Origin of the sequence: Rhizobium glycinendophyticum (assembly GCF_006443685.1) — a bacterium.
GTDB classification, from domain to species: domain Bacteria; phylum Pseudomonadota; class Alphaproteobacteria; order Rhizobiales; family Rhizobiaceae; genus Allorhizobium; species Allorhizobium glycinendophyticum.
Map to the genome: position 1 here is coordinate 1,806,423 of NZ_VFYP01000001.1, position 26,089 is coordinate 1,832,511.

The 26,089-nt window shown below is 61.4% G+C and carries 30 protein-coding genes and 1 riboswitch; of the genes, 14 read left to right on the forward strand and 16 right to left on the reverse strand.

What is annotated here, in order from left to right:
• The first annotated feature begins 127 nt into the window (after window positions 1-127).
• Window positions 128-1,264: an anhydro-N-acetylmuramic acid kinase gene (locus FJQ55_RS08850; protein ID WP_140827258.1), complete on the forward strand. Its 1,137-nt coding sequence runs from the start codon at window positions 128-130 to the stop codon at window positions 1,262-1,264.
• Window positions 1,265-1,267: 3 nt separating this feature from the next.
• Here the strand turns inward: FJQ55_RS08850 and FJQ55_RS08855 are convergent, their stop codons facing one another.
• The 5 genes from FJQ55_RS08855 to FJQ55_RS08870 are packed head-to-tail and all read right to left on the reverse strand — an operon-like array spanning window position 1,268 to window position 3,479.
• A complete protein-coding gene (locus FJQ55_RS08855; RefSeq protein WP_140827259.1) occupies window positions 1,268-2,137 on the reverse strand; it encodes a patatin-like phospholipase family protein in 870 nt (289 codons plus the stop codon).
• A 32-nt stretch (window positions 2,138-2,169) separates the two neighbouring features.
• Window positions 2,170-2,379: a toxin-antitoxin system HicB family antitoxin gene (locus FJQ55_RS08860; RefSeq protein WP_113377385.1), complete on the reverse strand. Its 210-nt coding sequence runs from the start codon at window positions 2,377-2,379 to the stop codon at window positions 2,170-2,172.
• Window positions 2,376-2,669, reverse strand: a complete 294-nt coding sequence (locus FJQ55_RS23975) for a PIN domain-containing protein (protein ID WP_208758205.1) — start codon at window positions 2,667-2,669, stop codon at window positions 2,376-2,378. The genes FJQ55_RS08860 and FJQ55_RS23975 overlap by 4 nt, the downstream gene beginning before the upstream one ends.
• A complete protein-coding gene (locus FJQ55_RS23525; protein WP_208758187.1) occupies window positions 2,621-2,800 on the reverse strand; it encodes a PIN domain-containing protein in 180 nt (59 codons plus the stop codon). The genes FJQ55_RS23975 and FJQ55_RS23525 overlap by 49 nt, the downstream gene beginning before the upstream one ends.
• Before the next feature lies 1 nt (window position 2,801).
• On the reverse strand, window positions 2,802-3,479 hold the full coding sequence (locus tag FJQ55_RS08870) for an alpha/beta hydrolase (protein WP_062283253.1): 678 nt from the start codon (window positions 3,477-3,479) through the stop codon (window positions 2,802-2,804).
• 205 nt (window positions 3,480-3,684) lie between these two features.
• Between FJQ55_RS08870 and FJQ55_RS08875 the strand changes: the two genes are divergently transcribed.
• The 6 genes from FJQ55_RS08875 (at window position 3,685) to FJQ55_RS08900 (ending at window position 10,221) form a co-directional block, all read left to right on the forward strand.
• Window positions 3,685-4,851, forward strand: a complete 1,167-nt coding sequence (locus FJQ55_RS08875; protein ID WP_140827260.1) for a cysteine desulfurase family protein — start codon at window positions 3,685-3,687, stop codon at window positions 4,849-4,851.
• Between the two features lie 142 nt (window positions 4,852-4,993).
• Window positions 4,994-6,463, forward strand: coding sequence for a Fe-S cluster assembly protein SufB (sufB, locus tag FJQ55_RS08880; protein WP_140827262.1), 1,470 nt, complete (start codon window positions 4,994-4,996; stop codon window positions 6,461-6,463).
• Between the two features lie 70 nt (window positions 6,464-6,533).
• Window positions 6,534-7,289 (forward strand): Fe-S cluster assembly ATPase SufC, encoded by a 756-nt coding sequence (sufC, locus tag FJQ55_RS08885; RefSeq protein WP_138286194.1) that lies wholly within the window; start codon window positions 6,534-6,536, stop codon window positions 7,287-7,289.
• A 30-nt stretch (window positions 7,290-7,319) separates the two neighbouring features.
• The gene (gene sufD, locus FJQ55_RS08890) at window positions 7,320-8,597 is read left to right on the forward strand and encodes a Fe-S cluster assembly protein SufD (protein WP_140827263.1); all 1,278 of its coding nucleotides are present in this window, start codon (window positions 7,320-7,322) and stop codon (window positions 8,595-8,597) included.
• Entirely contained in the window at window positions 8,590-9,834 is a 1,245-nt protein-coding gene (locus FJQ55_RS08895; protein ID WP_140827264.1) for a cysteine desulfurase, read from the forward strand. The genes sufD and FJQ55_RS08895 overlap by 8 nt, the downstream gene beginning before the upstream one ends.
• Before the next feature lie 12 nt (window positions 9,835-9,846).
• Window positions 9,847-10,221: an SUF system Fe-S cluster assembly protein gene (locus FJQ55_RS08900; RefSeq protein WP_140827266.1), complete on the forward strand. Its 375-nt coding sequence runs from the start codon at window positions 9,847-9,849 to the stop codon at window positions 10,219-10,221.
• Between the two features lie 65 nt (window positions 10,222-10,286).
• Here the strand turns inward: FJQ55_RS08900 and FJQ55_RS08905 are convergent, their stop codons facing one another.
• The 5 genes from FJQ55_RS08905 to rutA form a co-directional block, all read right to left on the reverse strand.
• Entirely contained in the window at window positions 10,287-10,814 is a 528-nt protein-coding gene (locus FJQ55_RS08905; protein ID WP_140827267.1) for a flavin reductase, read from the reverse strand.
• 11 nt (window positions 10,815-10,825) lie between these two features.
• Window positions 10,826-11,611, reverse strand: a complete 786-nt coding sequence (rutD, locus tag FJQ55_RS08910; protein WP_140827268.1) for a pyrimidine utilization protein D — start codon at window positions 11,609-11,611, stop codon at window positions 10,826-10,828.
• Between the two features lie 171 nt (window positions 11,612-11,782).
• Complete coding sequence (gene rutC / locus FJQ55_RS08915; protein ID WP_140827270.1) at window positions 11,783-12,172, reverse strand: pyrimidine utilization protein C; 390 nt, start codon at window positions 12,170-12,172, stop codon at window positions 11,783-11,785.
• Window positions 12,173-12,218: 46 nt separating this feature from the next.
• Window positions 12,219-12,965 carry a pyrimidine utilization protein B gene (gene rutB / locus FJQ55_RS08920; RefSeq protein ID WP_140827271.1) on the reverse strand — a complete coding sequence of 249 codons (747 nt, stop codon included), beginning with the start codon at window positions 12,963-12,965 and terminating at the stop codon, window positions 12,219-12,221.
• Window positions 12,962-14,053 carry a pyrimidine utilization protein A gene (gene rutA, locus FJQ55_RS08925; RefSeq protein ID WP_140827272.1) on the reverse strand — a complete coding sequence of 364 codons (1,092 nt, stop codon included), beginning with the start codon at window positions 14,051-14,053 and terminating at the stop codon, window positions 12,962-12,964. The genes rutB and rutA overlap by 4 nt, the downstream gene beginning before the upstream one ends.
• Before the next feature lie 447 nt (window positions 14,054-14,500).
• Between rutA and sufA the strand changes: the two genes are divergently transcribed.
• Window positions 14,501-14,887: a Fe-S cluster assembly scaffold SufA gene (gene sufA, locus FJQ55_RS08930; protein WP_140827273.1), complete on the forward strand. Its 387-nt coding sequence runs from the start codon at window positions 14,501-14,503 to the stop codon at window positions 14,885-14,887.
• 208 nt (window positions 14,888-15,095) lie between these two features.
• Complete coding sequence (locus FJQ55_RS23530) at window positions 15,096-15,800, forward strand: hypothetical protein (RefSeq protein ID WP_208758188.1); 705 nt, start codon at window positions 15,096-15,098, stop codon at window positions 15,798-15,800.
• 140 nt (window positions 15,801-15,940) lie between these two features.
• Here FJQ55_RS23530 and FJQ55_RS08940 read toward each other — a convergent pair whose 3' ends face one another.
• The 5 genes from FJQ55_RS08940 to gcvT all read right to left on the reverse strand — a co-directional run bounded on the left by FJQ55_RS08940 (window position 15,941) and on the right by gcvT (window position 21,315).
• Complete coding sequence (locus FJQ55_RS08940) at window positions 15,941-16,267, reverse strand: flagellar basal body protein (protein WP_140827274.1); 327 nt, start codon at window positions 16,265-16,267, stop codon at window positions 15,941-15,943.
• A 208-nt stretch (window positions 16,268-16,475) separates the two neighbouring features.
• Window positions 16,476-16,802, reverse strand: coding sequence for a DUF1236 domain-containing protein (locus FJQ55_RS08945; RefSeq protein ID WP_140827276.1), 327 nt, complete (start codon window positions 16,800-16,802; stop codon window positions 16,476-16,478).
• A 133-nt stretch (window positions 16,803-16,935) separates the two neighbouring features.
• Entirely contained in the window at window positions 16,936-19,794 is a 2,859-nt protein-coding gene (gcvP, locus tag FJQ55_RS08950; protein WP_140827277.1) for an aminomethyl-transferring glycine dehydrogenase, read from the reverse strand.
• Entirely contained in the window at window positions 19,794-20,156 is a 363-nt protein-coding gene (gcvH, locus tag FJQ55_RS08955; protein ID WP_140827278.1) for a glycine cleavage system protein GcvH, read from the reverse strand. The genes gcvP and gcvH overlap by 1 nt, the downstream gene beginning before the upstream one ends.
• 19 nt (window positions 20,157-20,175) lie before the next feature.
• On the reverse strand, window positions 20,176-21,315 hold the full coding sequence (gcvT, locus tag FJQ55_RS08960; protein WP_140827279.1) for a glycine cleavage system aminomethyltransferase GcvT: 1,140 nt from the start codon (window positions 21,313-21,315) through the stop codon (window positions 20,176-20,178).
• A 148-nt stretch (window positions 21,316-21,463) separates the two neighbouring features.
• A riboswitch (glycine riboswitch) is annotated at window positions 21,464-21,551 on the reverse strand.
• Window positions 21,552-21,735: 184 nt separating this feature from the next.
• Here gcvT and FJQ55_RS08965 point away from each other — a divergent pair.
• Window positions 21,736-22,107: a hypothetical protein gene (locus FJQ55_RS08965; RefSeq protein WP_140827281.1), complete on the forward strand. Its 372-nt coding sequence runs from the start codon at window positions 21,736-21,738 to the stop codon at window positions 22,105-22,107.
• Window positions 22,108-22,175: 68 nt separating this feature from the next.
• Complete coding sequence (locus FJQ55_RS08970) at window positions 22,176-23,210, forward strand: copper chaperone PCu(A)C domain-containing protein (protein ID WP_140827284.1); 1,035 nt, start codon at window positions 22,176-22,178, stop codon at window positions 23,208-23,210.
• Between the two features lie 79 nt (window positions 23,211-23,289).
• Here FJQ55_RS08970 and FJQ55_RS08975 read toward each other — a convergent pair whose 3' ends face one another.
• Window positions 23,290-23,565, reverse strand: coding sequence for a hypothetical protein (locus FJQ55_RS08975; protein ID WP_140827286.1), 276 nt, complete (start codon window positions 23,563-23,565; stop codon window positions 23,290-23,292).
• Between the two features lie 205 nt (window positions 23,566-23,770).
• Here FJQ55_RS08975 and FJQ55_RS08980 point away from each other — a divergent pair, with 205 nt between their 5' ends.
• The 3 genes from FJQ55_RS08980 (at window position 23,771) to FJQ55_RS08990 (ending at window position 26,086) form a co-directional block, all read left to right on the forward strand.
• Window positions 23,771-24,307, forward strand: a complete 537-nt coding sequence (locus tag FJQ55_RS08980) for a flavodoxin domain-containing protein (RefSeq protein WP_140827289.1) — start codon at window positions 23,771-23,773, stop codon at window positions 24,305-24,307.
• A gap of 139 nt (window positions 24,308-24,446) precedes the next feature.
• Complete coding sequence (locus FJQ55_RS08985) at window positions 24,447-25,436, forward strand: RluA family pseudouridine synthase (RefSeq protein WP_140827291.1); 990 nt, start codon at window positions 24,447-24,449, stop codon at window positions 25,434-25,436.
• A complete protein-coding gene (locus FJQ55_RS08990; protein ID WP_140827294.1) occupies window positions 25,433-26,086 on the forward strand; it encodes an HAD-IA family hydrolase in 654 nt (217 codons plus the stop codon). The genes FJQ55_RS08985 and FJQ55_RS08990 overlap by 4 nt, the downstream gene beginning before the upstream one ends.
• The last annotated feature ends 3 nt before the right edge of the window (window positions 26,087-26,089 follow it).

The window sequence follows — 26,089 nt, forward strand, 5'->3', positions numbered from 1 at the left end:
TTTCGGTTTCTCTGGTCTTTCGGTGGTATTCTCGGAAATCCGCGCGGGCTTTAGCATTGTTTTTTGAATTGTGCACCCGTCTCGGTCATGAATGTCTGGCGTAAACGGCAGTCGAATCGGGTGGCAAATGGCGGAAATCAGGACGGCGATCGGGTTGATGAGCGGCACCTCGATGGATGGCATCGATGTGGCATTGGTCCGCACCGATGGCGAGACGGTCGTTGAGCGGGGTGGCTTTCTTTCCGTGCCCTATGAGCCGGCGTTTCGCGACCGACTGAAGCAGGCGCTGGACGATGCCAAGTCCATCCGGCACCGCGACGAGCGGCCGGGTGATCTCTCAAGTTTGGAGAGGGACCTGACCTTACGTCATGCTGAGGCGGTCGCGCTTTTCCTGCGTCAGCAGCAGCTCAAGCCTGAGCAGATCGACCTGATTGGCTTTCATGGTCAGACGGTGCTCCACCGGCCGGATCAGGCGCTGACCGTCCAACTCGGCGACGGGCCGCTGCTGGCGACCGAATCCGGCATCGATGTCGTCTATGATTTGCGCGCCAACGACATGGTCCATGGTGGGCAGGGCGCCCCGCTGGTCCCGGTCTATCACCAAGCACTCGCTCATCAGATTCCGGCAGCGGACTGGCCGGTCTGCTTCGTCAACATCGGCGGAATCTCGAACCTCACCTTCCTGGAGCGCGACGGCACGATCATCGGCTTCGACAGCGGTCCGGGCAACACACTGATCGACCAATGGGTCGAGGCCCATGCCGGCATTCCCTATGACGACGGCGGCCGCATCGCGTCGGAGGGCTCGGTTATCATGGCGCTCGCCGAGCGTTACCTCGACAATCCCTTCTTCACCGAAGAGACCCGCCGCTCGCTCGACCGCAACGACTTCCGTCCGCCGGAAGGCCATGAGGCCGAACTGTCGGACGGCGCCCGCACGCTCGCTTTCGTGTCTGCCGCCGCGATCCTCAAGTCGGCCGGGCACCTGCCGTCAACGCCGAAGACCTATGTGATCTGCGGCGGGGGGCGCCTGAACCGGACGATCATGGCGGATCTGCTGCGCCTCGCCGGCGAAGAGGGAGCAAGGGTGGTGACCGCCGAGCAGGCGGGCTTTGATGGCGATGCCATGGAGGCAGAAGCCTGGGCCTATCTGGCTGTTCGATCGGCACGGGGCCTGCCGCTGACATTTCCGGGCACGACGGGTGTCCGGGAGCCGGTCAGCGGCGGAGTGCTGGCGCAGGCGGGGGCTGAACTGAACGATTGAGATTCAGCTGACGGAGTTGGCGGCAGCCAAACCCTGCCGGGCAAAGGCGAGGCCATCGCGCAATCCGACTTCGTAAGCATGCCGGATGCCGGCTGCATCGCCGACGGCGAATTTGCTGACCGGGATGTCTTCGCTGGGGCCGACCACGACGCGATTTTCGGCGGAGAGCGGCTTGCGGCCATATCGGGTGGTCAAGAGCAGTGTCTTCCAGCCCTTGGTCTCGACTTCCGTGAGCTTCATCAGCGGAGGATTGTCGACGAGCCCGCCATCGAGATAGGCGCGCCCCCTCACACGGCCCACCGGCATGAAGGGCGGCACGGACGAGGTTGCCATCAGCGCATCGACCAGTTCGCCGGGATAGTCGAGATTGTGCGTCGAGATCCAGGTAGGGCGCAACTTCATCCGCAGCCCCGCCTTGGAATGGGTGCCATCCGTCAGAAGCTTCTCCATCTGATAGGCGCCGATCGAGCCGAGTGCGCCAAGCGCGCCGGGCATCCAGTCGGGCAGGCCGGAGAGCTGGATCAGCATCGGTGGCGCTGCTTTCAGCGCTTTCAGTTCCTCATCGCCGAATTCGCTGGCGAGCAACTGCCGAAAGAGCGATCCGACGACCAGCGGCGATTCCCGCCGCTTAAGCGCCCGCCAGTCGACCCCGCGTTGGCCCTTTTCGGCAAAGGCGAAGGCAGAGGCGCGGACCCGATCCCCGACGCCAGCCAGAAACATCGCGCCGTGATAGGCTCCGGCGGAGACGGAGACGTAGAAGCGCGGGCTGAGGGGCTGGTGCTCGCTATAGGCTTTCAGAAACCCGCTCTGCCAGTAGCACCGGTTTCCACCGCCTGCGAGACCGACGGCGTCGAATGAAGAAGTTGAGGTCATTGAAAATCACGCGTTGAAAAAGAGGCTATGCGTCAGTCGCGCCGGAGGAGAGCGAGGGCCTCTGCTTCCCGACCTTTGCCCCGTTCGGCCATCTCCAGGAATAGACGATGCGCATCGTGTTGCATGACCATTTCGGCCGCCATGTCGGATAACAGGCGTTCGGGGCTGACACCCTTTTCAGCCGCGATCACGTCCACTTTTTCGTGGACCTCAGAACTCAACTCTACGGTCAGTGCATTCATCCTGAAAGCCTCCTCGCGGCTGTCTCTGGAGTTTCGATCTTGATGTGAGGAAACTTCAGCTCTGCCCGCTCGAAATCGCGAATGTTCGATGTGACGAGTATATGCGCATTGGCCGAGATTGCCAATTCGAGCAGGTGATTGTCACCTTCATCGGCCAGATTGGGACGCCATTTGAAATGGGCGGTGCGCCAATGACAACGTGAAAGGAAGATTTTCAGAAGTGCGACGCGCTCTTGCGCATTCAGCCGGGCGTGAAGGAAAGGCGCGGTTCTGGATAAGACGTCACGTATCCCATCAGCAACGGACCGGACATGAAGGGGACGAAGCGCCCGTCAAAACACGCCTCGATCACCTTCGAGGCAGGACCCTGGCCGATACAAGCGCTGACGAGAACGTTTGTATCGGCCACGATCCGGATCATTTTACCGGATCCGCTTGGCGGCGGGTTCGGGGACCAGTTCGCCTTCGAGGCGACGGTCCAGATAGTCTTCGCATTCGCCCATCAGTGTTTCCACCTGGCCGTTGAAGAAGTGGTTGGCGCCCGGCACCGTCTTGTGGGTGATCAGAATGCCCTTCTGGGTCTTCAGCTTGTCGACCAGGCCCTGGACGTCCTTTTCCGGTGCCACCTTGTCGCCGTCGCCATGGATGATCAGGCCGGACGAGGGGCAGGGGGCGAGGAAGGAGAAGTCGTAGATGTTCGGCTGCGGCGCAATTGACATGAAGCCTTCGATCTCGGGACGGCGCATCAGAAGCTGCATGCCGATCCAGGCGCCGAAGGAGTAACCTGCAACCCAGCAGCTCTTCGAATCCGGATGCAGGCTCTGCACCCAGTCGAGCGCGGATGCGGCATCCGACAGTTCGCCTGCACCATGGTCGAATTCGCCCTGGCTGCGGCCGATGCCGCGGAAGTTGAAACGAAGCGTGGTGAAGCCGCGCTTCTGGAACATGTAGAACAGCTGGTAGACGATCTGGTTGTTCATCGTGCCGCCGAACTGCGGATGCGGATGAAGGATGATCGCGATGGGTGCGCTCTTTTCCTTGGAGGGCTGATAACGGCCTTCGAGGCGACCCGCCGGGCCGTTGAAAATCACTTCGGGCATTAGGTTCCGGTCCCTGACATTTTTGCGGTTCGTCAACACCAAATTAGAAAGCTGACTTGACGAAGTCAGTCAGCTTTTCTAGAACGAAGTTTAGAACCGTTCGAAACTGGATGACGCTGCATCCGGGGTGAAGGTGTCATAAGGCAAGCCCGGCGGAAATTTCAAGGAAAATGCGCCGCCGCATGTGAGGGAGCCGAAAGCCAGGATGGCCGCTGAGCGCATCTATCTCGACTGGAACGCCACCGCGCCCCTGATGGCTGCGGCGCGCGATGCCATAATCGAGGCGCTGACCATGCCTGGCAACCCTTCCTCCGTCCATGCCGAGGGCCGTGCGGCCCGGGCCGTTGTTGAAAAGGCGCGTCGTGACGTGGCAGCCCTTGTCGGAGCCGAGCCGGCGCATGTGACCTTTACCGCGAGCGCGACCGAAGCCGCCAACATGGTGCTATCGCCAGTCTATCGCATGGGCAAGTCACGTGTGTCGCTCGGGCGTCTTTATGTGTCGGCCATCGAGCACCCGGCCGTAAGGATCGGGGGTCGCTTCGCTTCGGATAAATTGACGGAACTTCCAGTCACCCGTTCGGGTGTGCTCGATCTCGATGCGCTTTCAGCGCAGCTTTCGGCGCATGATTCCGCAGACGGCCTGCCGCTGGTCGCGGTGATGCTGGTCAACAACGAGACCGGCATCATCCAGCCAATCCGGGAGATCGCCGCCATCGTAAAGAAGTGTGGTGGGTTGCTCGTCGTGGATGCCGTCCAGGCGGCGGGGCGAGTTGATTTGTCGATCGCCGAGCTGGGTGCCGATTTCCTCATTCTCTCGGCCCACAAGCTGGGTGGTCCGAAGGGGGTCGGTGCACTGGTGTCGCGCGGTGAGACTTTGATGCCGGAACCTCTGGTGCGCGGTGGTGGCCAGGAAAAGGGCCATCGCGCCGGCACGGAAAATCTTGCCGCGATTGCCGGCTTCGGCGCTGCGGCCCGCGAAATGGCAGCAGGCTTGGTCGAGCGAAACGCGCAGATCTCCGCGCTTCGGGACCGGGCGGAGCAGGCCATGCTGTCGGCGGCACCAGACACCTTGATCTACGGACGGAGTGAAGCGCGCGTCGGCAATACGAGCTTCTTCCATCTGCCGGGGCTCAAGGCGGAAACCGGGCAGATTGCCTTCGATCTCGAAGGTGTGGCTTTGTCGGCCGGTGCCGCCTGCTCGTCGGGCAAGGTGGGTGCAAGCCATGTGCTGACTGCCATGGGCGAGGATGCGGCGACGGGGGCGCTGCGTCTCTCGATCGGCCCGGCAACGACAGATGGCGACATCGATCGCTTCGTCGCGGCCTTCACAAAGATTGCCGCCCGCCGGAAACCGGCGGGGCAGGCCGCATAAAGCGGCGAAAAAACAAGCCCGATGATCTTTTTTCCCTTGCAAAGAGGGGTGAAAAGATGGTCCGGGGACCTTAGATATGGCGGGACACCGCCCAACGTTAACAAGCTGCCGGAATTTGGCCCGGCAAGATTGGAGAACGACCATGGCTGCTGTGCAGGAAACGATCGATCAGGTCCGCCAGATCGACGTCGACCAGTACAAGTACGGTTTTGAAACCACGATCGAAGTCGACAAGGCCCCGAAGGGCCTTTCGGAAGACATCGTTCGCTTCATTTCGGCAAAGAAGCAAGAGCCGGAATGGATGCTCGAATGGCGCCTAGACGCTTACAGGCGCTGGCTGACGATGGTCGAGCCCACCTGGGCCCGCGTCGACTATCCGAAGATCGACTTCAACGACATCTACTACTATGCGGCACCGAAGACGGCTGCTGGCCCGAAGTCGCTCGACGAAGTCGATCCGGAACTGCTGAAGGTCTATGAAAAGCTCGGCATTCCGCTGAAAGAGCAGGAGATGCTGGCCGGCGTCCAGTCGTCCAAGATCGCCGTCGATGCCGTCTTCGATTCCGTCTCGGTCGTCACGACCTTCAAGGCGGAACTGATGAAGGCCGGCGTGATCTTCATGTCGATCTCGGAAGCGATCCGCGAATATCCCGATCTGGTGAAGAAATATCTCGGCTCGGTCGTTCCGGTCACCGACAACTATTATGCGACGCTGAACTGCGCGGTCTTCACGGACGGTTCTTTCGTCTACATTCCGAAGGGCGTCCGCTGCCCGATGGAGCTGTCGACCTATTTCCGCATCAACGAGAAGAACACCGGCCAGTTCGAGCGCACGCTGATCGTCGCCGAAGAAGGCGCCTACGTCTCCTATCTCGAAGGCTGCACGGCACCCCAGCGCGACGAAAACCAGCTGCATGCTGCTGTCGTCGAACTCGTGGCGCTCGATGATGCCGAGATCAAGTATTCGACCGTCCAGAACTGGTATCCCGGCGACAAGGACGGCAAGGGCGGCATCTACAACTTCGTCACCAAGCGTGGTGATTGCCGTGGTGCGCGCTCCAAGATCTCCTGGACCCAGGTCGAAACCGGCTCGGCCATCACCTGGAAATACCCGTCCTGCATTCTGCGCGGAGACGACAGCCAGGGCGAGTTCTACTCGATCGCCGTCTCCAACGGCCATCAGCAGGTCGATAGCGGCACCAAGATGATCCATCTCGGCAAGAACACCAAGAGCCGCATCATCTCCAAGGGCATCTCGGCCGGCGTGTCGCAGAACACCTATCGCGGCCAGGTCTCGATGCACCGCAAGGCGGAAAACGCCCGCAACTTCACCAATTGCGATTCGCTCCTGATCGGTGACACCTGCGGCGCGCATACCGTGCCTTACATCGAGGTGAAGAACTCGACGGCCAAGGTGGAGCACGAGGCGACGACCTCGAAGATCTCCGAGGACCAGAAGTTCTACGCCATGCAGCGCGGCATTCCGGAGGAAGAAGCTATCGCGCTCATCGTCAACGGCTTCGTCCGCGACGTCATCCAGCAGCTGCCGATGGAGTTTGCTGTTGAGGCGCAGAAGCTGATCAACATCTCGCTGGAGGGTTCGGTCGGCTGAGGTCGATCGCCCGCTCACTCATTTCTCTGCGCTTGGCGCGTGACCCCCATTCGTCCGAAAGGATTTGTCCATGCTTGAAATTCGCAATCTCCATGCCCGCATCGCCGAAGACGGCACCGAAATCATCCGCGGCCTGAACCTCACCGTGAAGGCCGGCGAAGTCGCTGCCATCATGGGCCCGAACGGTTCGGGTAAGTCGACGCTGTCCTACATCCTCTCGGGCCGCGAAGACTATGAAGTGACCGAAGGCGACATCCTCTACAATGGCGAGAGCATTCTGGAACTCGACCCGGCCGAGCGCGCCGCCAAGGGCATCTTCCTCGCCTTCCAGTATCCGGTCGAAATCCCGGGCGTCGCCACGATGCAGTTCCTCAAGGTCGCGATGAACTCGCAGCGCAAGGCGCGTGGCGAGGACGAGCTGACGACGCCGGACTTCATGCGCCGCGTCAAGGAAGCCGCTGCCGAGCTGAAGATCAATCCCGATATGCTGAAGCGTCCGCTGAACGTCGGCTTCTCCGGCGGTGAAAAGAAGCGCGCCGAAATCCTGCAGATGGCGCTGCTCGAGCCGAAGCTCTGCATCCTCGACGAAACCGATTCCGGCCTCGATATCGACGCGCTGAAAATCGTCGCTGACGGCGTCAACGCGCTGAAGCGTCCGGACCGTGCCACCGTCGTCATCACCCACTACCAGCGCCTGCTCGACTACATCGTGCCGGACACCGTCCACGTTCTCTACAAGGGCCAGATCATCAAGTCCGGCGACAAGTCGCTGGCGCTCGATCTGGAAGCCAACGGCTATGCCGATATCACGGGGCAGGCTGCCTGAGTTCGGGCCGAGAATGAAGGAGTTGCAACGATGACATTGCAAGCGGCCAACCGGCTCACCGCAGCCGAGACCCAGCTCATCGACGCCTATACACACCAGATCGGTAGCTTGCCCGGCGATGGCGCCGTGCTGCAGAAGCGTGACGGCCTGTTCGACGCGCTGAAACGCCAGGGTCTGCCGACGCGTCGCGTCGAGACATTTCACTATACCGATCTCAAGGCGCTGTTGCGCGCATTGCCGGCCGAAGAGCCCCAGGCTGTCGCCAAGGCGGTCAATCCGCTGGTGTCGGGCGCAACCGTGCTCAATATCTTGCAGGGCGTGGCCCAGGCCCCCGCTGCGCTGCCGGAAGGCCTTGCCGTTTCGCTCTACCGCGATGCGCTGACGAACGGTGACGCTGCTGAAGGCCTGACCGCTTTCAACGGCGACGACACGATCGGCCGCCTGAACGGCGCTTTCGTACGCGACGGCTTCACGCTGGACGTGGCGGCAGACGCGGACATCGAAGCCCCGATCGAGCTGCAGTCGGTGCATGCCGCCGGCCAGTTGCATCTGCGCTTCCCGGCCAGCTTCGGCAAGGGTTCCAAGGCCACCGTCATCGAGCGCCATATCGGCCAGAGCGGTTCGGCCGCACTCGCCTCGGTCGTCGCCGACCTGACGCTTGGCGAGGGCGCCGAGATCACTTGGGTGATTATGCAGGGCGAAGGCGATGCCGACACGCACCTCGGCCAGATCCGCGCCGAGCTCGGCACAGATGCCAAGTTCCGCCTCTTCGTGGTCAACGCCGGTGGCAAGCTGGTGCGTCAGGAAGTGCATGTGAAGACGGCGGGCGAAGGCTCCGACTTCACGCTGCGCGGCGTCAACCTACTCGGCGGTGACACCCATACCGACGTCACCATGACGCTCGGACATGATGTGCCGAATACGACGTCGACGGAAATCATCCGCAACGTTGTCTTCGATCGTGCCAAGGGTGTCTTCCAGGGCATGATCCGGGTTGCTCCGGATGCCCAGAAGACCGATGCCCGCATGGCCTGCAACACGCTGTTGATGTCTGACGATGCCGAATTCTCGGTCAAGCCGGAGCTGGAGATCTTTGCCGACGACGTGCAATGCGCCCATGGTGCGACGGTCGCCGACATCCACAAGAGCCATCTCTACTACCTGATGTCGCGTGGCATCCCGGAAAAGAAGGCACGGGCGCTTCTGGTCAACGGCTTCGTGGCCGAGATCGTCGAGGAACTGGAAGACGAGGCCCTTGTCGAGGCGCTGGAAGAGATCATCACCGACTGGCTGGAGCATCATGGCTGACACGATCGCGGCACGGACAGGTTACGACGTGGACGCCATCAGGCGGGATTTCCCGATCCTGGCGCGCGAGGTCTATGGCAAGAAGCTGGTCTATCTCGACAATGCCGCCTCGGCCCAAAAGCCGCGCCAGGTGATCGACGCGATCTCCCAGGCCTATTCCAACGAATATGCCAATGTGCATCGTGGCCTGCATTTCCTGTCCAATGCCGCGACGGATGCCTATGAAGGGGCGCGCGAAAAGGTGCGCCGCTTCCTGAATGCCCCCTCGATTGACGAGGTGATCTTCACCAAGTCCTCGACCGAGGCGATCAACACGGTCGCCTATGGCTGGGGCATGAAGCATATCGGCGAGGGCGACGAGATCGTGCTCTCGATCATGGAGCATCACTCCAACATCGTGCCCTGGCATTTCCTCCGGGAACGCAAGGGCGCCAAGCTCGTCTGGGCACCGGTGACCGATGACGGCGCCTTCGATCTGGAGGCTTTTAAGGCTTGCCTGACCGAGCGCACAAGGCTGATCGCCATCACCCACATGTCGAACGCGCTCGGCACGGTCGTCCCCATTAAGGAAGTCTGCCGCATTGCCAGTGAGCGCGGCATCGCCGTCATGGTCGACGGCAGCCAAGGTGCGGTCCACCTGCCGGTCGATGTGCAGGATCTCGGCTGCGACTGGTATGCCGTGACCGGCCACAAGCTTTATGGCCCCTCGGGCATCGGCGTGCTCTGGGGCAAGATGGATCGTCTTAGGGACATGGACCCCTTCATGGGCGGCGGCGAAATGATCATCGAGGTCTCCGAGGATCGCGTCACCTATAACGAGCCGCCGCATCGCTTCGAGGCGGGCACGCCGCCGATCGTCCAGGCGATCGGCCTCGGTTACGCGCTCGACTACATGGAAAGCCTTGGCCGCGAGAACATCGCAGCCCATGAGGAGAGCCTGCGTGCCTATGCGCATGAGCGCCTGTCGGCGATCAATTCGCTGCGTGTTATTGGCAATGCGCCGGGCAAAGGGGCGATCTTCTCCTTTGAGCTTGCCGGCATCCATGCCCATGACGTTTCGACCATGATCGACCGTCGCGGCGTGGCCGTTCGCGCCGGAACCCACTGCGCCCAGCCGCTGCTCGCCCGTTTCGGCGTGACCTCCACTTGCCGGGCGTCGTTCGGCCTCTATAACACACGGGAAGAAGTCGATGCGCTGGCGGACGCGCTGGACTACGCCCGCAGCTTCTTCGCCTGAGGAATGAATATCATGAGCGATACCGAAACCAAGCCCGACGTCCGCGAAGGCATCATCAACACGGCGATTCCGCCGGAAGAGGTGGCACGCCTCTCCGACGATATCATCGCGGCGCTGAAGACCGTCTATGACCCGGAAATCCCGGCCGACATCTTCGAACTCGGGCTGATCTACAAGATCGACATTGAGGACGACCGCACGGTGAAGATCGTCATGACCCTGACCGCACCGGGTTGCCCGGTCGCCGGCGAAATGCCGGGTTGGGTCGAAAATGCCGTGGGTTCGGTCGAAGGCGTGTCGGGCGTCGAAGTCGAAATGAGCTTCGATCCGCCGTGGACGCCGGACCGCATGTCCGAAGAGGCGCAGGTCGCCGTCGGCTGGTACTGAGAAAATTAGGCAATCAACGAAACGGCCCGCCTTGCGCAGGCCGTTTTGCGTTTAAGGACAGATGTTTAGACTGTCCGATAGCCCCGGTCGAAATAGACGAGCGCCTGGCCGTCCTCGCGGGTGGTGACGTCGAGAACCTCGCAGAACAGCACGTCATGCGTACTGCCGTCATGCACTTCCGTGATCCGGCATTCAAAGGAAACGAGCGCATCGACGAGGCGCGGCGTGCCTGATGCCGTCGGCTCCCAGGTGGCGGCAGCGAAGCGCTCGTCCACGGGTGTCTTGCCGCCGAAGAGCCGGCTGACGGGCTCGTGTTCGGCCGAGAGCGCGTTGACCGTGATGAAGCCGTTGGCGCTGACGGCAGGATAGGCGGAAGACCCTTTGTTGAGGCAGACGAGCAGCGTCGGCGGATTGTCCGAAACGCTGGTAACCGCAGTTGCCGCAAAGCCGGCGCGACCGCCGGGGCCGTCGGTGGTGACGATGGTGACGGCGGCGGCGAGGCGGGCCATGCCATTGCGATAGGCGGCACTTTTCTCAGGCGAGACGCTGTCCGGTGCGGGGGCAAAGGGGGCGATGGTCTTCGTGGCCAGCATGGCAGGTCCTTTCACGCGCGTTCGACGCCCGACAGGAAGTCGAGGACCGCGCTATTGAATGTTTGCGGATAGGTGACGTTGACGGCATGTCCGCCGGCGACGGTGAGCACAAGATTTGCGTTCGGCAGGCCGTCTGCGAGGCGCAGTGATCGCGAATACGGCACGAGCAGGTCGTCACGCGTGGCGATGACAAGCGTCGGCGTCTGGATCTCGCCGAGGCGGTCGTCGAGATCGAAGGCCCGCAGTGCTGCAATCCGGCGCAGGATATTGTCGCGACCCTGGAAATGGGCGAGCGCATGGGCCTCTTCCGCCGCCATCTTCGCGGGGTTCTCAGCCATGTAGATGGCCGGATAGAGGAAGAGCGGCTGTGCCTTAACGAAGGCCTCGACACCGGCGTTTTCGAGGAGCGCGATGCGTACGTCGAAGCAACGTCCGGAATGCGGATCCGCCTTGCTCCACGCATTGATCAGCACCTGGCTTTCGATCAACTCCGGCCGGCGCAGCGCCAGATCAAGCCCGATCAGGCCACCCAGAGCATGGCCCATGAAATGAAAACTCTTGAGCTTCAGCGTCTCGACGATGTCGAGAACGTCGTCCGCCATGGCTCCGATGCCGCCGACTTCGGGGACTGAGCCACCCGTCTTTCCGCAGCCGCGATGGTCATAGGTGATGACGCGGAAACGCTCCGAGAAGGCAGGGATCTGCGGTGCCCAATAGCCGCCAGAGCCGCCGAGGCCCGACGAGAGCAGGATGGTCGGCGCATCGGAGGAGGTCAGGCCGTGGATGTCGTAATGCATGCGTGTTTGCTCTGGCTTTGCCCCTCACCCTGACCCTCTCCCCGCAGGCGGGGAGAGGGGATGGCCGCCCTTTGTGCAGGGGAAGCCCAGGTGCAGGCGATTGCGTGAAGGTCTCTTCTCCCCGCTTGCGGGGAGAAGGTCCCGGCAGGGGATGAGGGGCTAGGCTTTCCCTCACGTCTTCCCGATATGCGCGACCGTCGCGATTTCGACCAGCGCATCCGGCTTCACCAACCCGCATTGCACGCAATACCGCGCCGGCTTGTCGCCGGGGAAGTATTCCGCATAGACCTTGTTGACGGCCTGATAGTTGGCCCAGTCAGTGACGAAGATGTGGTTCATGGTCACGTCGTCCATCGTGCCGCCGGCGGTCTCGATGACGGACTTGATGGTTTCCAGCACATGGCGCGTCTGGGCGGCCGCGTCGCCGACATGCACGACGTCATTGTTCTTGTCGAAGGGAAGGGTTCCCGAGACATAGAGGATGCCATCGGCAAGGGTGCCGGGCGAATAGGGGGCGATCGGCTTCTGGGTGCCTTCCGGAACGACGATGGTCTTGGGCATTCTCACACTCTCCTGGTTCGATGTGGCAATGTTGGAATGGTGATGATCATTCGGCCGCGTCGGCAGGTGCTGCCTGACCGATCGCACCGCAGAAGTCGTTGACGGTCGCCACCCAGCCGAAGAACTTTTCGACATTGTAGACGGTCGCCTGCTGGATGAAGTCGGGGCCGAGGTGATGGGTTGCGTCCTCGAGCATCACGCCGAAATATTCGAGATGGAAGGCATCGCGCAGCGAGCTTTCGACGCAGACATTGGTGGCAATGCCGACGAAGACGAGGTTGCGGATGCCGCGGGCGCGCAGCACCGAGTCCATGTTTGTATTGAAGAAGCCGGAGTAGCGGCTCTTCGGCACCAGGATGTCACCGGGCTTCGGCTGCAATTCGTCGACGATGGCATAGTCCCAGGTGCCCTTGGCAAGCAGCTTGCCCTGCAGTTCCGGCCGCTTGCGCATGGTTTTGAGCGCATTCGACTTGTGCCAGTTGGGCGAGCCGGGGCCGCCGGCCTCGACATAGTCAGGATCCCAGCCGTTCTGGAAATAGAGGACCAGAACGCCTGCTTCGCGTGCTGCATCGAGCGTCTTTTTGATGTTTGCAATCGTGCCTTTGGCGCCCGAAATGTCGAAGCCGGCGAGATCGACGTAACCGCCTTCCGTCGAATAGGCATTCTGCATGTCGACGACGACGACGGCCGTCTCCGACGGCTTCAGCGTGATCGGCTCGGGCCGGGCCGGCAGCGTGACGCTCTTCGTCAGTTCCGGGCGTGGCTGGTAGCCTGCAACAACGGCCTCGCTCATTCGGCGGCCTCCAGCATCTGGTTCACATGAGCGCGGCTCTTCATCAGCGGCTGCACATATTTGCCGAACTTCTCGATGCCTTCGAGGAAATCGTCGAAGGTCAGCATCACGCCGCCGGTGCCGGGCACTTCGCTCATTTCGTCGAGCATGGCGGCGACTTCCGCATAGGAACCGATCAGCGTGCCCATGTTGATGTTGACGGCAGACACCGGGTTCGCCATGTGCCGCACATTGGTGTCGGAGCCGGACTTGGTGTCGGCAGCACTCTGCAGGCCGAGCCATTGGATGGCTTCCTCGTCGGCGCCCGCCTTGTAGTGTTCCCATTTGGCGAAGGCTTCTTCGGTCGTCTCTTCGGCGATCACCATGGTCAGGACGAAGGAGCGCACCTCGCGACCGGTCTTTGCGGTCGCGGCGAGCAGCCGTTCATTGGTCGGGGCGAAGGCCTTGGGCGTATTGACGCCGACGCCGAAGCAGAAACTGTAGTCGGCAAACTTCGCGGAAAAATCCATGCCGGCATTGGAGGAGCCTGCGCAGATCAGCTTTACGTCCCCTTCCGGGATCGGCTTCATCCGGCAATCATCCATCTGGAAGTGCTTGCCCTTGAGGTCGGACTGGCCTGTCATCAGCAGGTCTTTGAGGACGGTCGTGTATTCGCTGAGATATTCGTAGCGGTCGGAGAAATAGTCGTCGCCGGGCCAGAGACCCATCTGGCTGTATTCGGGCCGCTGCCAGCCGGTGACGAGATTGACGCCGAAGCGCCCGCCGGAGATCGAATCGATTGTGGTGGCCATGCGCGCAATGATAGCCGGTGGCATGATCAGGGTCGCAGCCGTACCGAAGAGCTTGATCTTCGACGTGACGGCGGCAAGGCCGGCCATCAGCGTGAAGCTCTCGAGATTATAGTCCCAGAACTCCGTCTTGCCGCCGAAGCCGCGCAGCTTGATCATCGAAAGTGCAAAGTCGAAGCCGTAGGATTCGGCTTTGAGCGTGATCGCCTTGTTGAGTTCAAAAGTCGGCTTGTATTGCGGGGCATTCTCCGACAACAGCCAGCCATTGTTGCCGATCGGGATAAAGACGCCGATTTCCATATCTGTTCTCCGCTTCTGGAGGCGCGCCGGGCGCCGCATTTGGTTCGCAGAGAGATAAGCAACCGGCGTGCCAGATTGGAAAATCGTATGGAAACAAGGGCTTGGTTAGGTGGTTGCAGAATATTTTACCGGATGGTCAAAATTTTGCGCGAAATCACCGCCTTTTGCCTGCGTTTCGATCGGATGCCGCTGTGCACTGCGTCATTTTTGATCGTCATCAAGTAGGGCGCAATGTCAGGCGTCGTGGCAAGAGACTGATAAAAGCCAGGTTTTTTGACTCTGCGAGTTTTGCCCACGGATTGACCATAGCCAGTTTCGATACCCGCGATCGTGCTCTCGGAGAACCGTATGGCAGCGCGTAAGCTATTGAACCCTTAAGGCGCGTCCCTTACATTGGTCGGGTAAAACGCCGGACCTTGAACCCGGTCGTTGATGGAGACTGTGCCGATGGGCTTTCAGGTAATGACGCTGAGCGATGCGGCTGCCGCACGCGTCAAGGCGATCGTCGAGAATTCTGGCCCCGATGCCAAGGGTATCAGGGTGGGCATCAAGAAGGGTGGCTGTGCCGGGATGGAATACACCATCGATCTGGTGCGCGAGCCGAACCCGAAGGACGACCGCATCGAGCGGGAAGGCGCGACGGTGTGGATCGACCCGGCCGCTGTGCTTTATCTCCTCGGGACGGAAATGGGCTTCGAGACCACGACCCTACGCTCCGGCTTTACCTTCCACAATCCGAACCAGACCTCGGCCTGTGGCTGCGGCGAATCGGTGGAACTGAAAGCCGCAGATCTGGCCGAACTGGCCCGCCAGCGCGAGACGGCCTCCGCCTGACATCTGTGCTTGTGGCTGCGTTCAAGCGTCAGCCGGTGCGTGTGGTAAGAAGTTCTAACGGCTTGAGATTCTGAACCTTTATTGGTGGTATCAGCCATCAGGCTGCTCCAGCTTTGACTTTGCCCGAGTGCCTTGGTCATGGTCTCGTGGCCAGCGGATGAAGGGGATCGGCTGGCCTGTCGAAAGACCCCTGGGGACCACCACACGCATGCGCAAGATACTCTCGGCATCGATGATTGCCGCACAGTTGACCTTTGCCTATCTCGCAATCCCGACCTACGGCCACGCTGCCGGTCATTCACACAAAATGCGCTCGGCACATTTCATTGTGACGGCGCTGGAGAAGAAGGGCCTGAAGGTGCTCGACAGCCGCCGCAAGGCGCAGGTCTATTTCCTCCATGTATCGGACGAGGCCGGCAACGAGGCGATCCTCGCCGTCGACGGCTATAGCGCCGAAATCATCGGCCTGACTATCGTGAAGCTCGCGCCAGGCGTGACCGCCACGGCGGCCGGCACCAAGGGTAAACACTTTGTCGATCTCACCTATGTCTATGGCTATGTCATTGAGATGAGCGTCTACGAGAGCTACACCGAGATCACCACGGAAGAGCTGTCGGTGACCGAGGAATACTCTGAAGTTTCCTATGAGGAGACCGAGGAAGTGACCTATGAAGAGGTCGAGGATACCGCTGAATCCGATCTTGACGAGGGTACGGCTGAAGACGCGGAAGGCGACGAAATGGCCGACGACAACAATGACGAGGTCGACCAGGCCGACGACGGCGCGGATGACGGCGCCGACGATGCAGGCGACGACGGCGCGGACGACGGCGGAGCGGACGATGGTGGAGCCGACGATGGCGGCTCTGATGACGGTGGCGGCTCTGATGACGGTGGCGACGACGAAGGCTGACACGAATGCAGGGAGGCCGGCCGTGCCGGCCTTTCATTCGGTGAGTGACTTGGTGTTAGTCGCAGCGATAAATTGTTGGGCTTGAGGCTGTCGGGCTTGCCCACGGCGAACGGGACCGCCAATTGGCAAACGCCGAAGCGTCAGTCGCGCTTGATGCTCATCAGCACGTCCCACATGTCCGCGCCGGTTTCCCATACGCTGGCATTGGCCTTGAAGCCGATTTCGCTTTCAGCCAAGGCCACAGCCTCCTGGGCGAGATCGACATTCGACATCTCATCAAATGTTTTGTCACCGGTGGGGGAGACGGATGCCCGGACGCCACCGGTCGCTTCCGAGGAGAAGGTCGTTTCCAGCCGGTCATAGCCGGGTGTCATCGCATTGGCGACATTATTCGCCGTCGCCGTCGCCCGCGTCTGCTGAGCTTGCATGCCCGACAGCGAAATTCCCATGACGGCGGAAAGGCTCATTGCAATGTCTCGAACTAGTGAAGATCCATATCCACCATATGGACAGCATGTAAGCGAATGCTGAAGATCCATGGTTGTCGAGGATTTTGCAGGCGTGGGGGCGATGTCCCACTTTGGGGCATGGCCAAGAACTGCGCCCGGTTTGCGATGGCCAAGCAAAAGCCCGACACGCCGTGCCGGGCTTCCTCGTTGTCCTCAAGTGTCATCTTTACTCGATGATCTGGATGATCTGGCGCGTCTGCGGGTCGACGATCACGCGACGGTCATTGACGACCGTGTAGGAATAGTTCTCGTAACCGTCGACCGGATAGAGTTCGACCGGATCCTCGATGACGCGACCGATCAGCACGTCGCCTTCATAAGGCACGGACTGCACCTGGCGCTGCATGACATAGGTCTCGACCGGTGCCGGCACGACGATGGTCGACTGCGTGGCGACCGGGGCCTGCTGGATGATCACAGTTTCCTGCGCATGGGCCGACGCTGCGAGCGTCATCAGGGCCGCTGCACCAGCGAAGATGAGAGTATTGCGCATATCTGTTCTCCTGTGTTGGACACCGGGAAGAACGGGCAGGACCGCATTACGTTCCATCACAGAGGTTTTCACTCGCTCACAACAAATGAGAACGCCGCCTAAACGGCGGCGTTCCTGTGTCGATACCAAGGCGTTACTCGGCAGCTTCCGCGTAAGATTCCATTGGAGGGCAGGTGCACACCAGATTGCGGTCGCCGTAGACATTGTCGACGCGGTTTACCGAGGACCAGTATTTGTCGACCCGGAAGGCGCCGGGCGGATAGCAGGCCTGTTCGCGGCTATAGGGACGGGTCCATTCACCGACCAGGTCTTCCACCGTATGCGGTGCGTTCTTCAGTGGATTGTTGACCTTGTCCATCCGGCCTTCCTCGATGTCGCGGGCTTCCTCGCGGATCGCCAGCATCGCATCGCAGAAACGGTCGATCTCGGCCTTTGTCTCCGACTCGGTCGGCTCGATCATCAGCGTGCCCGCAACCGGCCAGCTCATGGTCGGCGCGTGGAAGCCGCAGTCGATCAGGCGCTTGGCGACGTCATCGACGGTCACACCGGCCGAAGTCTGGAGCGGACGGGTGTCGATGATGCATTCATGCGCCACGCGACCCGAGGCCGACGTATAGAGCACGTCATAGGCGCCCTTCAGCCGTGCTGCGATGTAATTGGCGTTGAGGATCGCGACCTTGGTGGCCTGGATCAGACCTTCGCCACCCATCATCAGGCAGTAGGACCAGCTGATCGGCAGGATCGACGGCGAACCATAGGGACCAGCCGAGACCGCACCCGGACGACCGTCGGTCACGACATGGCCCGGCAGGTAAGGGGCGAGATGCGCTTTCACGCCGATCGGACCCATGCCCGGACCACCGCCGCCATGCGGGATGCAAAAGGTCTTGTGCAGGTTGAGGTGGGAGACGTCGGAGCCGATGTCGCCGGGACGGGCGACGCCGACCATGGCGTTCATGTTGGCCCCGTCGAGATAGACCTGGCCACCATGCTGGTGGGTGATCTCGCAGATCTCGCGCACCGTCTCCTCGAAGACACCATGCGTCGAGGGATAGGTGATCATGCAGCAGGAGAGGTTTGCCGCATGTTCTTCGGCCTTGGCGCGGAAGTCGTCGAGATCGACGTCGCCGTTGTCCTTCGACTTCACCGGCACGACCGTCATGCCGACCATCTGGGCAGACGCCGGGTTGGTGCCATGCGCCGAGGTCGGGATCAGGCAAACCGTGCGATGCGCGTCACCCCGGGCAAGGTGATAGGCGCGGATCGTCAGAAGTCCGGCATATTCCCCCTGGGCACCCGAATTCGGCTGCATCGAGATCGCGTCATAGCCGGTGACTGCGCAGAGCTTTTCCGAGAGGTCGTCGATCATCTCCTTGTAGCCCAGCGCCTGGTCGGCGGGAACGAAGGGATGGATGTCGGAGAATTCCGGCCAGGTGATGGGCAGCATTTCCGCCGTCGCGTTCAGCTTCATCGTGCACGAGCCGAGCGGGATCATGGCGCGGTCGAGCGCCAGGTCGCGGTCCGAGAGCCTGCGGATATAGCGGGTCATCTCGCTTTCCGCACGGTTCATGTGGAAGATCGGATGCGTCAGGTAATCGCTGGTCCGCAGGAGATCCTTGGGCAGGCGGTAATCGGCCTCGAACTCCGAGACCTTGAACTTGCCACCAAAGGCACGCCAGACGGCCTCAAGTGTCGCCGGTAGGGTGCGCTCGTCGAGCGCAATGCCAACCTTGGTCTCGCCGACCTTGCGCAGGTTCACACCTTCCGCAACAGCCGCGCGCATGACGAGGCCCTGCATATGGCCCACTTCGACGGTGATCGTGTCGAAGAAGGTTTCCGGCTCAATCGTGTAGCCGAGTTTTTCCAGTCCCTTTGCCAGCAGCACCGTCTTGCGATGGACCTGCTGAGCGATCGCCTTCAAACCTTGCGGTCCGTGGAAGACGGCATACATCGAGGCCATGACGGCGAGCAGCACCTGCGCGGTGCAGATGTTCGACGTCGCCTTTTCGCGGCGGATATGCTGTTCGCGGGTCTGCAGCGACAGGCGATAGGCGCGGTTGCCGCGGGCATCGACGGAGACGCCGACAAGGCGGCCGGGCATGGAGCGCTTTATTGCATCCTTGACCGCCATATAGGCCGCATGCGGGCCGCCATACCCCATGGGCACGCCGAAGCGTTGGGTCGAGCCGATGGCGATATCGGCGCCCATTTCCCCGGGCGACTTCAAAAGCAGCAGGGCGAGAATATCGGCAGCGACGGCGGCGAGCGCGCCGGTCTGGTGCAAGCGGGCGATCAGGCCCGAGAAGTCGCGCACATGGCCATGCGTGCCCGGATACTGGAAGATTGCGCCGAAGACTTCCGTCGGGTCGAGATCGGTGAATGGGTCGCCGACGGTGACGGTCCAGCCGAGCGGCTCGGCACGGGTCTGGATGACGGCGATGGTTTGCGGATGGCAGTCCTTGTCGACGAAGAAGCCGGTCGCCTTGGTCTTGGCGCTGCGCTGGCAGAGCGCCATGGCTTCTGCGGCGGCAGTGGCCTCATCGAGAAGCGAGGCGTTGGCAACGTCGAGACCGGTGAGATCCGTCACCATGGTCTGGTAGTTCAGAAGCGCCTCGAGACGGCCTTGAGAGATTTCCGGCTGGTAGGGCGTATAGGCCGTATACCAGGCCGGGTTTTCCAGGATGTTGCGCTGGATGACCGGCGGCGTGATGGTGCCGTAATAGCCCTGGCCAATCAGCGAGGTCAGGACCTTGTTCTTGTTCGCCGTCTCGCGCAGCTTGTCGAGCGCCTCGCGCTCGGTCATCGCCGCACCCCAGGTGAGCGGCACCTGCTGGCGGATCGAGCCCGGGACGGTGGCGTCGATCAACTCGTCAAGCGAGTGGTAGCCGATCACCTTCAGCATATCCGTCATTTCGGCCGGCGAGGGGCCGATATGGCGTCGGTTGGCGAAGTCGTAAGGATCGTAGTCGGTGAACTGGAATTCTGTCGTCATCAGGCGATCAGCTCCTTGTAGGCGGCCTCGTCGAGCAGGGCGTCGGCGTCAGCGGGATTGGCGAGCTTCAGCTTGAAGAACCAGGCGGCACCTTCCGGATCGGAATTGACCAGCGACGGGTCGTCCACGATCGCCTGGTTGATCTCGACCACTTCGCCATCGAGCGGGCAGTAGACGTCAGACGCTGCCTTGACGCTTTCAACCGTCGCGGCACCTGCGTCCTTCTTGAAGCTGGTGCCTTCATCCGGCAGTTCGACGAAGACGAGATCGCCGAGCTGGCCGGCGGCATGGGTGGTAATGCCGACGGTGGCGATATCGCCTTCGATCTTCAGCCATTCGTGTTCGGGGGTGAATTTCAGCATGGTTCTCTCCGGAGATTTTTTAGCGTTTGTAAGTGGGAGTAATGAAGGGAAGGGCGGTGACGGTCAGGACCAAGAACTTGCCGCGCACTTCCGCAAAAACCTGGGTGCCAGGTTCGGCCATGGCGGTCGGCACGTAACCCATGGCAACAGGGCTCTCGACGCTCGGCCCGAAGCCGCCGGAGGAAACGTGACCGATCTCGGTCTTGCCCTCGGCATCGGAAAACAGCTTGGCCGGCGGGCGCACCGGGGCCTTGCCCTCCGGCTTCAGGCCGACGCGGCGGCGGGAAACACCATTCTCCAGTTCACCAAGGATGCGCTGAGCACCCGGAAAGCCGCCTTCGCGGGCGCCGCCTAAGCGGCGGACCTTCTGGATGCCCCATTCGATCGAGGCTTCGACCGGCGACGTCGTCGTGTCGATGTCGTTGCCATAGAGGCAGAGGCCGGCTTCAAGACGCAGCGAATCACGGGCGCCGAGACCAATGGGCTGACACTCCGGCTGATCGAGCAGCGCCTTGGCGAGTTCCGTCGCACGAGAGGCGGGCACCGAGATTTCGAAACCGTCTTCGCCGGAATAGCCGGTGCGCGAGACGAGGGCAGGGATGTCGCCCAGGGCAAGCTCGCGAACATCCATGAACTTCATGGCGGTGACATCGGGGTTGAGGGTCGCCAGAACGGCTTCCGCCTTCGGCCCCTGCAGGGCGAGCAGCGCGCGGTCGTCATGCACGAGAACCTGAACGCCGGCCGGGAGCTTTGCCAGCATATGGGCGATGTCGGCATCCTTGCAGCCGGCATTGACCACGACAAGCAGGCGTTCGCCGAGGCGGGAGATCATCAGGTCATCGAGAATGCCGCCGTGGTCGTCGGTAAGGAAGCCATAGCGCTGGCGACCATCCTTGAGACCAAGGATATCGACGGGAACGAGTGTTTCCAACGCTTTCGCCGCGTCCTCGTAAGTGCCGGAGGCGGCGACGAGTTCGACCTGCCCCATGTGGGAGACGTCGAAGAGACCGGCGGCGGCGCGGGTGTGAAGGTGTTCCTTCAACACGCCGGCCGGATACTGAACCGGCATGTCGTAACCGGCAAAGGGCACCATTTTGGCACCGAGCGACACGTGGAAATCGTAAAGGGGGGTGCGTTTCAGTTGGGTCTGTTCGTCCAAGACGTCGCCTCCGGGTTTCGCGCTCGCGCGCTTGCTCAAGTCTGGGCACGGTTGTGCCGGTTCATGAGCCCCCTCTGTCCTTGTGCCTGAGATTGTTATCCCTTCGGCTTGGTCCGCTTTGGAAACGGGCCTCTCTCCAGAGTGCAGTCGACGCCTTGTGGTCCTTTTGCCTGAGAGTTTCCGGGGCGGTTGCTCCTTCGGCTCCGGATTGAACCGGTTTCTCCCAACAAGGTCATGTCGGCATTATCCGCCGACATGGGGGCTTGGCAAGAGGCCGCGTCGCTTGCGAGCAAATATTTGTCGCATGGCCAAGCTGTTTGCGTTGGCGCAAATCCGAAGGAGAAGATCGTTTCCCGCGTCATCTCGCCGCTTGGCTTGGACCATGCATCGCGATAAAGCACGGATCGAACGAGGAAGACGATGAAGCAGACGCTCACGACACGGATGACGATCCTGCGCATATTCTGCGCCATCGTCTTCGTGTCGGTCGGCTTTGCCCATCGCAGCCCGGCAGCGATTGCGACGGATGTGCTCTCGGTCGCCTACAGCCTGCCCGACGGCACATTTGCCGATCTCTGCATTGCCGATCAGGGCCAGAAACACGCAAACGTCTCCGGCGACTGTGAGGCCTGCCGACTTGCCGGAGCTGTTCTTCTGCCGCCCCCGGCCGGTCATGCCTGGCTCCTCAGCAACTTTGCAAGCCTCGGCAACATCACGCCGCCGGAACCGCCTATGCGTTCCGCTTACGCGCTCGATCGTCCGCGCCAGCGCGGGCCACCACTCTCCGCCTGATTGTTCGAAGCAGTTTAAACGAATCGACAACGCCGCAGGTCGTGAACGCCGCGGTACGGAGAATGACCATGAACACCCGATTGATTGTTGCCACCAGCCTCGTCGCCCTTGGCTCGACCAGCTCCGCCCTTGCTCATGCCACCTTTGCCAACGGACCGGTGGCGATCGGCTCTTATGTTGCCGCCACCCTGCAGGTCCCGCATGGCTGCGACGGCAAGGCGACCAACGAAGTCCGCATCAAGCTGCCCGAAGGCTTCATAGCCGCTAAGCCCATGGTCAAGTCTGGCTGGGATATCGAGGTCATCCAGGGGGACTACCAGAAGAGCTATGACAATCACGGCAAGGACGTGAAGTCTGGCCCGGTTGAAATCCGCTTCAAGAATGGCAACCTGCCGGATGAGTTTTACGATACCTTCACCGTCTACGGAAAGGTAGCCGCCGGTGATCCGGCGACGGGCCTTGCATTCCCGACCGAGCAGCTCTGCGGTACCGACGGCAAGGTCTCGTGGGAAGAGATTCCGGCTGCTGGACAGAACCCCCATGACCTGAAAGAGCCTGCACCTGTGCTGCAACTGGTGCAAGCAGCAGCCGATGCCCATGCCGGGCATGGGGGGCATGGGGATCAGGCGGCCGCCGGGCATGCTGGCCATGCCGGACACGACGCCCATGCCGGGCATGGTGATCATATGGCAGCCATGGATCCGGGCGGCTTCGAAGCCGTGACCGTGGGCGATCTCGAACTGACTGCGGGCTTTATCAAGGCTATGCTGCCGGGGCAGCCGGTCGGTGGAGGCTTCGTCACCATCACAAACAAGGGCAGCGCAGACGACAGGCTCGTTTCCGCGACGTCGGACCGCGCTGGCGAAGTGCAATTGCATGAGATGATCATGCAGGGCGACGTCATGAAGATGCGCCAGCTGCCGGACGGCGTTCCCGTTCCGGCCGGTCAGACCGTTGAGCTCACGCCCGGCGGCCTGCACATGATGTTCTTCAAGGTCGCGCGCCCCTTCCAGGAAGGTCAGACGGTAAAGGTCACCCTGACCTTCGAGAAGGCCGGTAATGTCGACGTGGTGTTGCCGGTCGGTCCGGCCAAGGCCAAGTGATTCAAAGAATACAGTCTGAAACAACAAAAACCGCGGCCGGCAAAGGTCGCGGTTCTTCGCATTCATGAGGCTGTGGGGGTCAGGCGACCGAGTTTTTGTAAGCCTCGATCGTATCCTTCAGCGTCGCTTGCTCTAAACGCTGTTGGCTTGACGTCAGAAAATAGAGCGCGAGAGCTGGGGGCTGCACGACGCTCACCAGTGCGCGCAGGCGCAGGTCGTCGCCTCGCGCAGCCTTTTCGGCCAGCACCCGGGTGTGGTCCTCGACATAGGAGGCGCGCGACACCCGCTGCGGCGGCTTGATCGGCTCCATCGCATAAGCGGCGGTATTGGCAGAGACTGTGACAACCTGTGTCATGGGCGTGTTCCGCAGTTACATAATGACATTAGAATAAACCACGGATATCTATGCACCTTTAAGTCGAATAAGAAAATTTGAATAAATCTTTCGCGGAAAAAATCCTCGTTAGTGGAGGTGTCGACCGGGTGCTTTTGCGGCAGATCAAGGCGTCGCCGAGAGGGTCTGGTAATATCTGGCCGATCCCCACTTGAAGGAGCGAGCCATGATCATTCTTGTCGGATATGCGACCGTAGAAGGCCAGTCGCGCAGCATCGCCGAAAAGATTGCGGCGGACATAGAGGCGGCCGGAGACAGGGCCATGCTGTACGATATCGGCCTTGGCGGCGAATATGCCATCGGCCATCCCGAAGCTGCGATCCTCTGCGCGCCGATCCATGCGGCACGATATCCCGCCTCCTTCGTCGCTTTCGTTCGTCAGGAGGCATCGTGGCTGAACAGCGTGCCGTCTGCCTTCGTCTCTGTCACGCTGCTGATCCGCAGTGAACTGGAGGAGGAGCGTGAAGAGGCACGGCACTTCCCTGACGGCCTGCTGTCCGAGACCGGCTGGGTACCCGGTCTGGTGCACCACGCAGCCGGCGCGTTGCGCTACAGCGATTATGATTTCTTCAAGCGCTGGATGATGAAACGACTGGCCGGTCAGGAGAACGCGCCAACCGACGTCAGCCGTAACCACGAATTCACCGACTGGGAGGCACTCGCCGCTTTCGTTGAGGACTTTCGTATAGCAGCAAAGGCCTGAGGCCCTCCTTTGCCCGGCTGCGCCCGGGCTGGAGCCTGTTCTCAGGCACCAGTTTCATTTCTGCTTTCCCTTCCGGCCCGAAATCAACTAAAGGCTCCGGACAAAGGGCTCTGCCCGCTTGCAGAATGAAAGAACCCAGATGGCTGGCATCGAACATATCACCGTGGAGGCAGACGAGGCCGGCATGCGCCTCGACCGCTGGTTCAAGATCCATTATCCCGGTCTCGGCTTCGGCGCCCTGCAGAAACTGTTGCGCTCCGGCCAGGTCCGTGTCGATGGTGGCCGCGTCAAGACTGATGCCCGCGTCCAGCCCGGTCAGGTTGTGCGGATTCCCCCGATGGAAGTCGATGCCAAAAAGACAGGACCGATGTCGAGCCACGACCTGAAGCATGGCGACGACCATGAACTTCTGTCGCGCATGCTGCTGCACGAGGACGAGAAGGTCTTCGTTCTCAACAAGCCGGCAGGGCTCGCCGTGCAGGGCGGCTCGGGTCTCAATCGCCATATCGATCAGATGCTCGAAGCCTGGACCAGCAAGAAGGGCGAGAAACCGCGTCTCGTGCATCGCCTCGACCGCGACACCTCCGGCGTGCTCGTCGTCGCCCGCACGCGCGGCGCCGCCCAGAAGCTGACGGCCGCCTTCCGAGAGCGCGATACCAAGAAGATCTACTGGTCCCTGGTAAAGGGCGTTCCGCGCAAGCACGAGGACAAGATATCGACCTGGCTCACCAAGGACCAGACCGACGAAGGCGACCGCATGCGTGTCTGCAAGCATGGCGAAGAGGGCGCTGATCACGCCGTGACCTACTACCGTGTGATCGATACGGCGGCCCAGAACCTCGCCTGGCTGGAGATGGAGCCCTATACGGGCCGTACCCACCAGCTGCGCGTGCACGCGCTCCATATCGGTCATCCGATCATCGGCGACCCCAAATACTTCATCGACGACCACAACTGGGATTTTCCCGGCGGCATCCAGAAGCGCCTGCACCTGCATGCGCGCTATATAGACCTGCCGCATCCCAGTGGCGGCCGGCTGAAGGTGACCGCTCCTCTGTCGCCGCACATGGTGCAGAGCTGGAACCTACTGGGCTTCGACCAGCGCGATGGTGACAGGGACACCGAATGAAGCTTGTACTGTTCGATTGCGACGGCACGCTGGTCGACAGCGCGGGGCTGATCCACGAGGTCATGCGCCATACTTTCCGCGACTTCAAGAAGCCCGAACCGGCCTTTGCCACGACCAAGTCGATTATCGGCCTGACCCTCGACATCGCGATTGCCCGCATGGACGGCAAGCCTCATGCCGATGACGAGGCGGTTGCCATGGCCGCACACTACAAGGCGATCTTCGCAGAGGTGCGTCGCACCTCCGGTTTCGGCGAAACCATGTTTGACGGCATCCGAGGGGTCCTCGACGCCCTGATCGCCCGCGAAGATGTCTGGCTGGGCGCCGTCACCGGCAAATCACGCCGGGGTCTGGAGATGATCCTTGAAGGCCATGGACTAAAACCCCATTTCCTCTTCTGCCGCACGGCGGACGACTGCCCTTCCAAACCGCATCCGGCGATGGTCAGCGAATGCTGCGACGAAGCTGGCATCGTGCCGCAGGAAACCATCGTCATTGGCGACGCCGTCTATGACATGCAGATGGCGAAAGCGGCAGGTGCCACCGCCATCGGTGTCGCCTGGGGTTATGCGGCCATCGACGATCTCTGGAAGGCAGGGGCCGATGCCGTGGTTGAGCGGCCAGCCGACCTTCTCGCCTACATTCACTAGGAG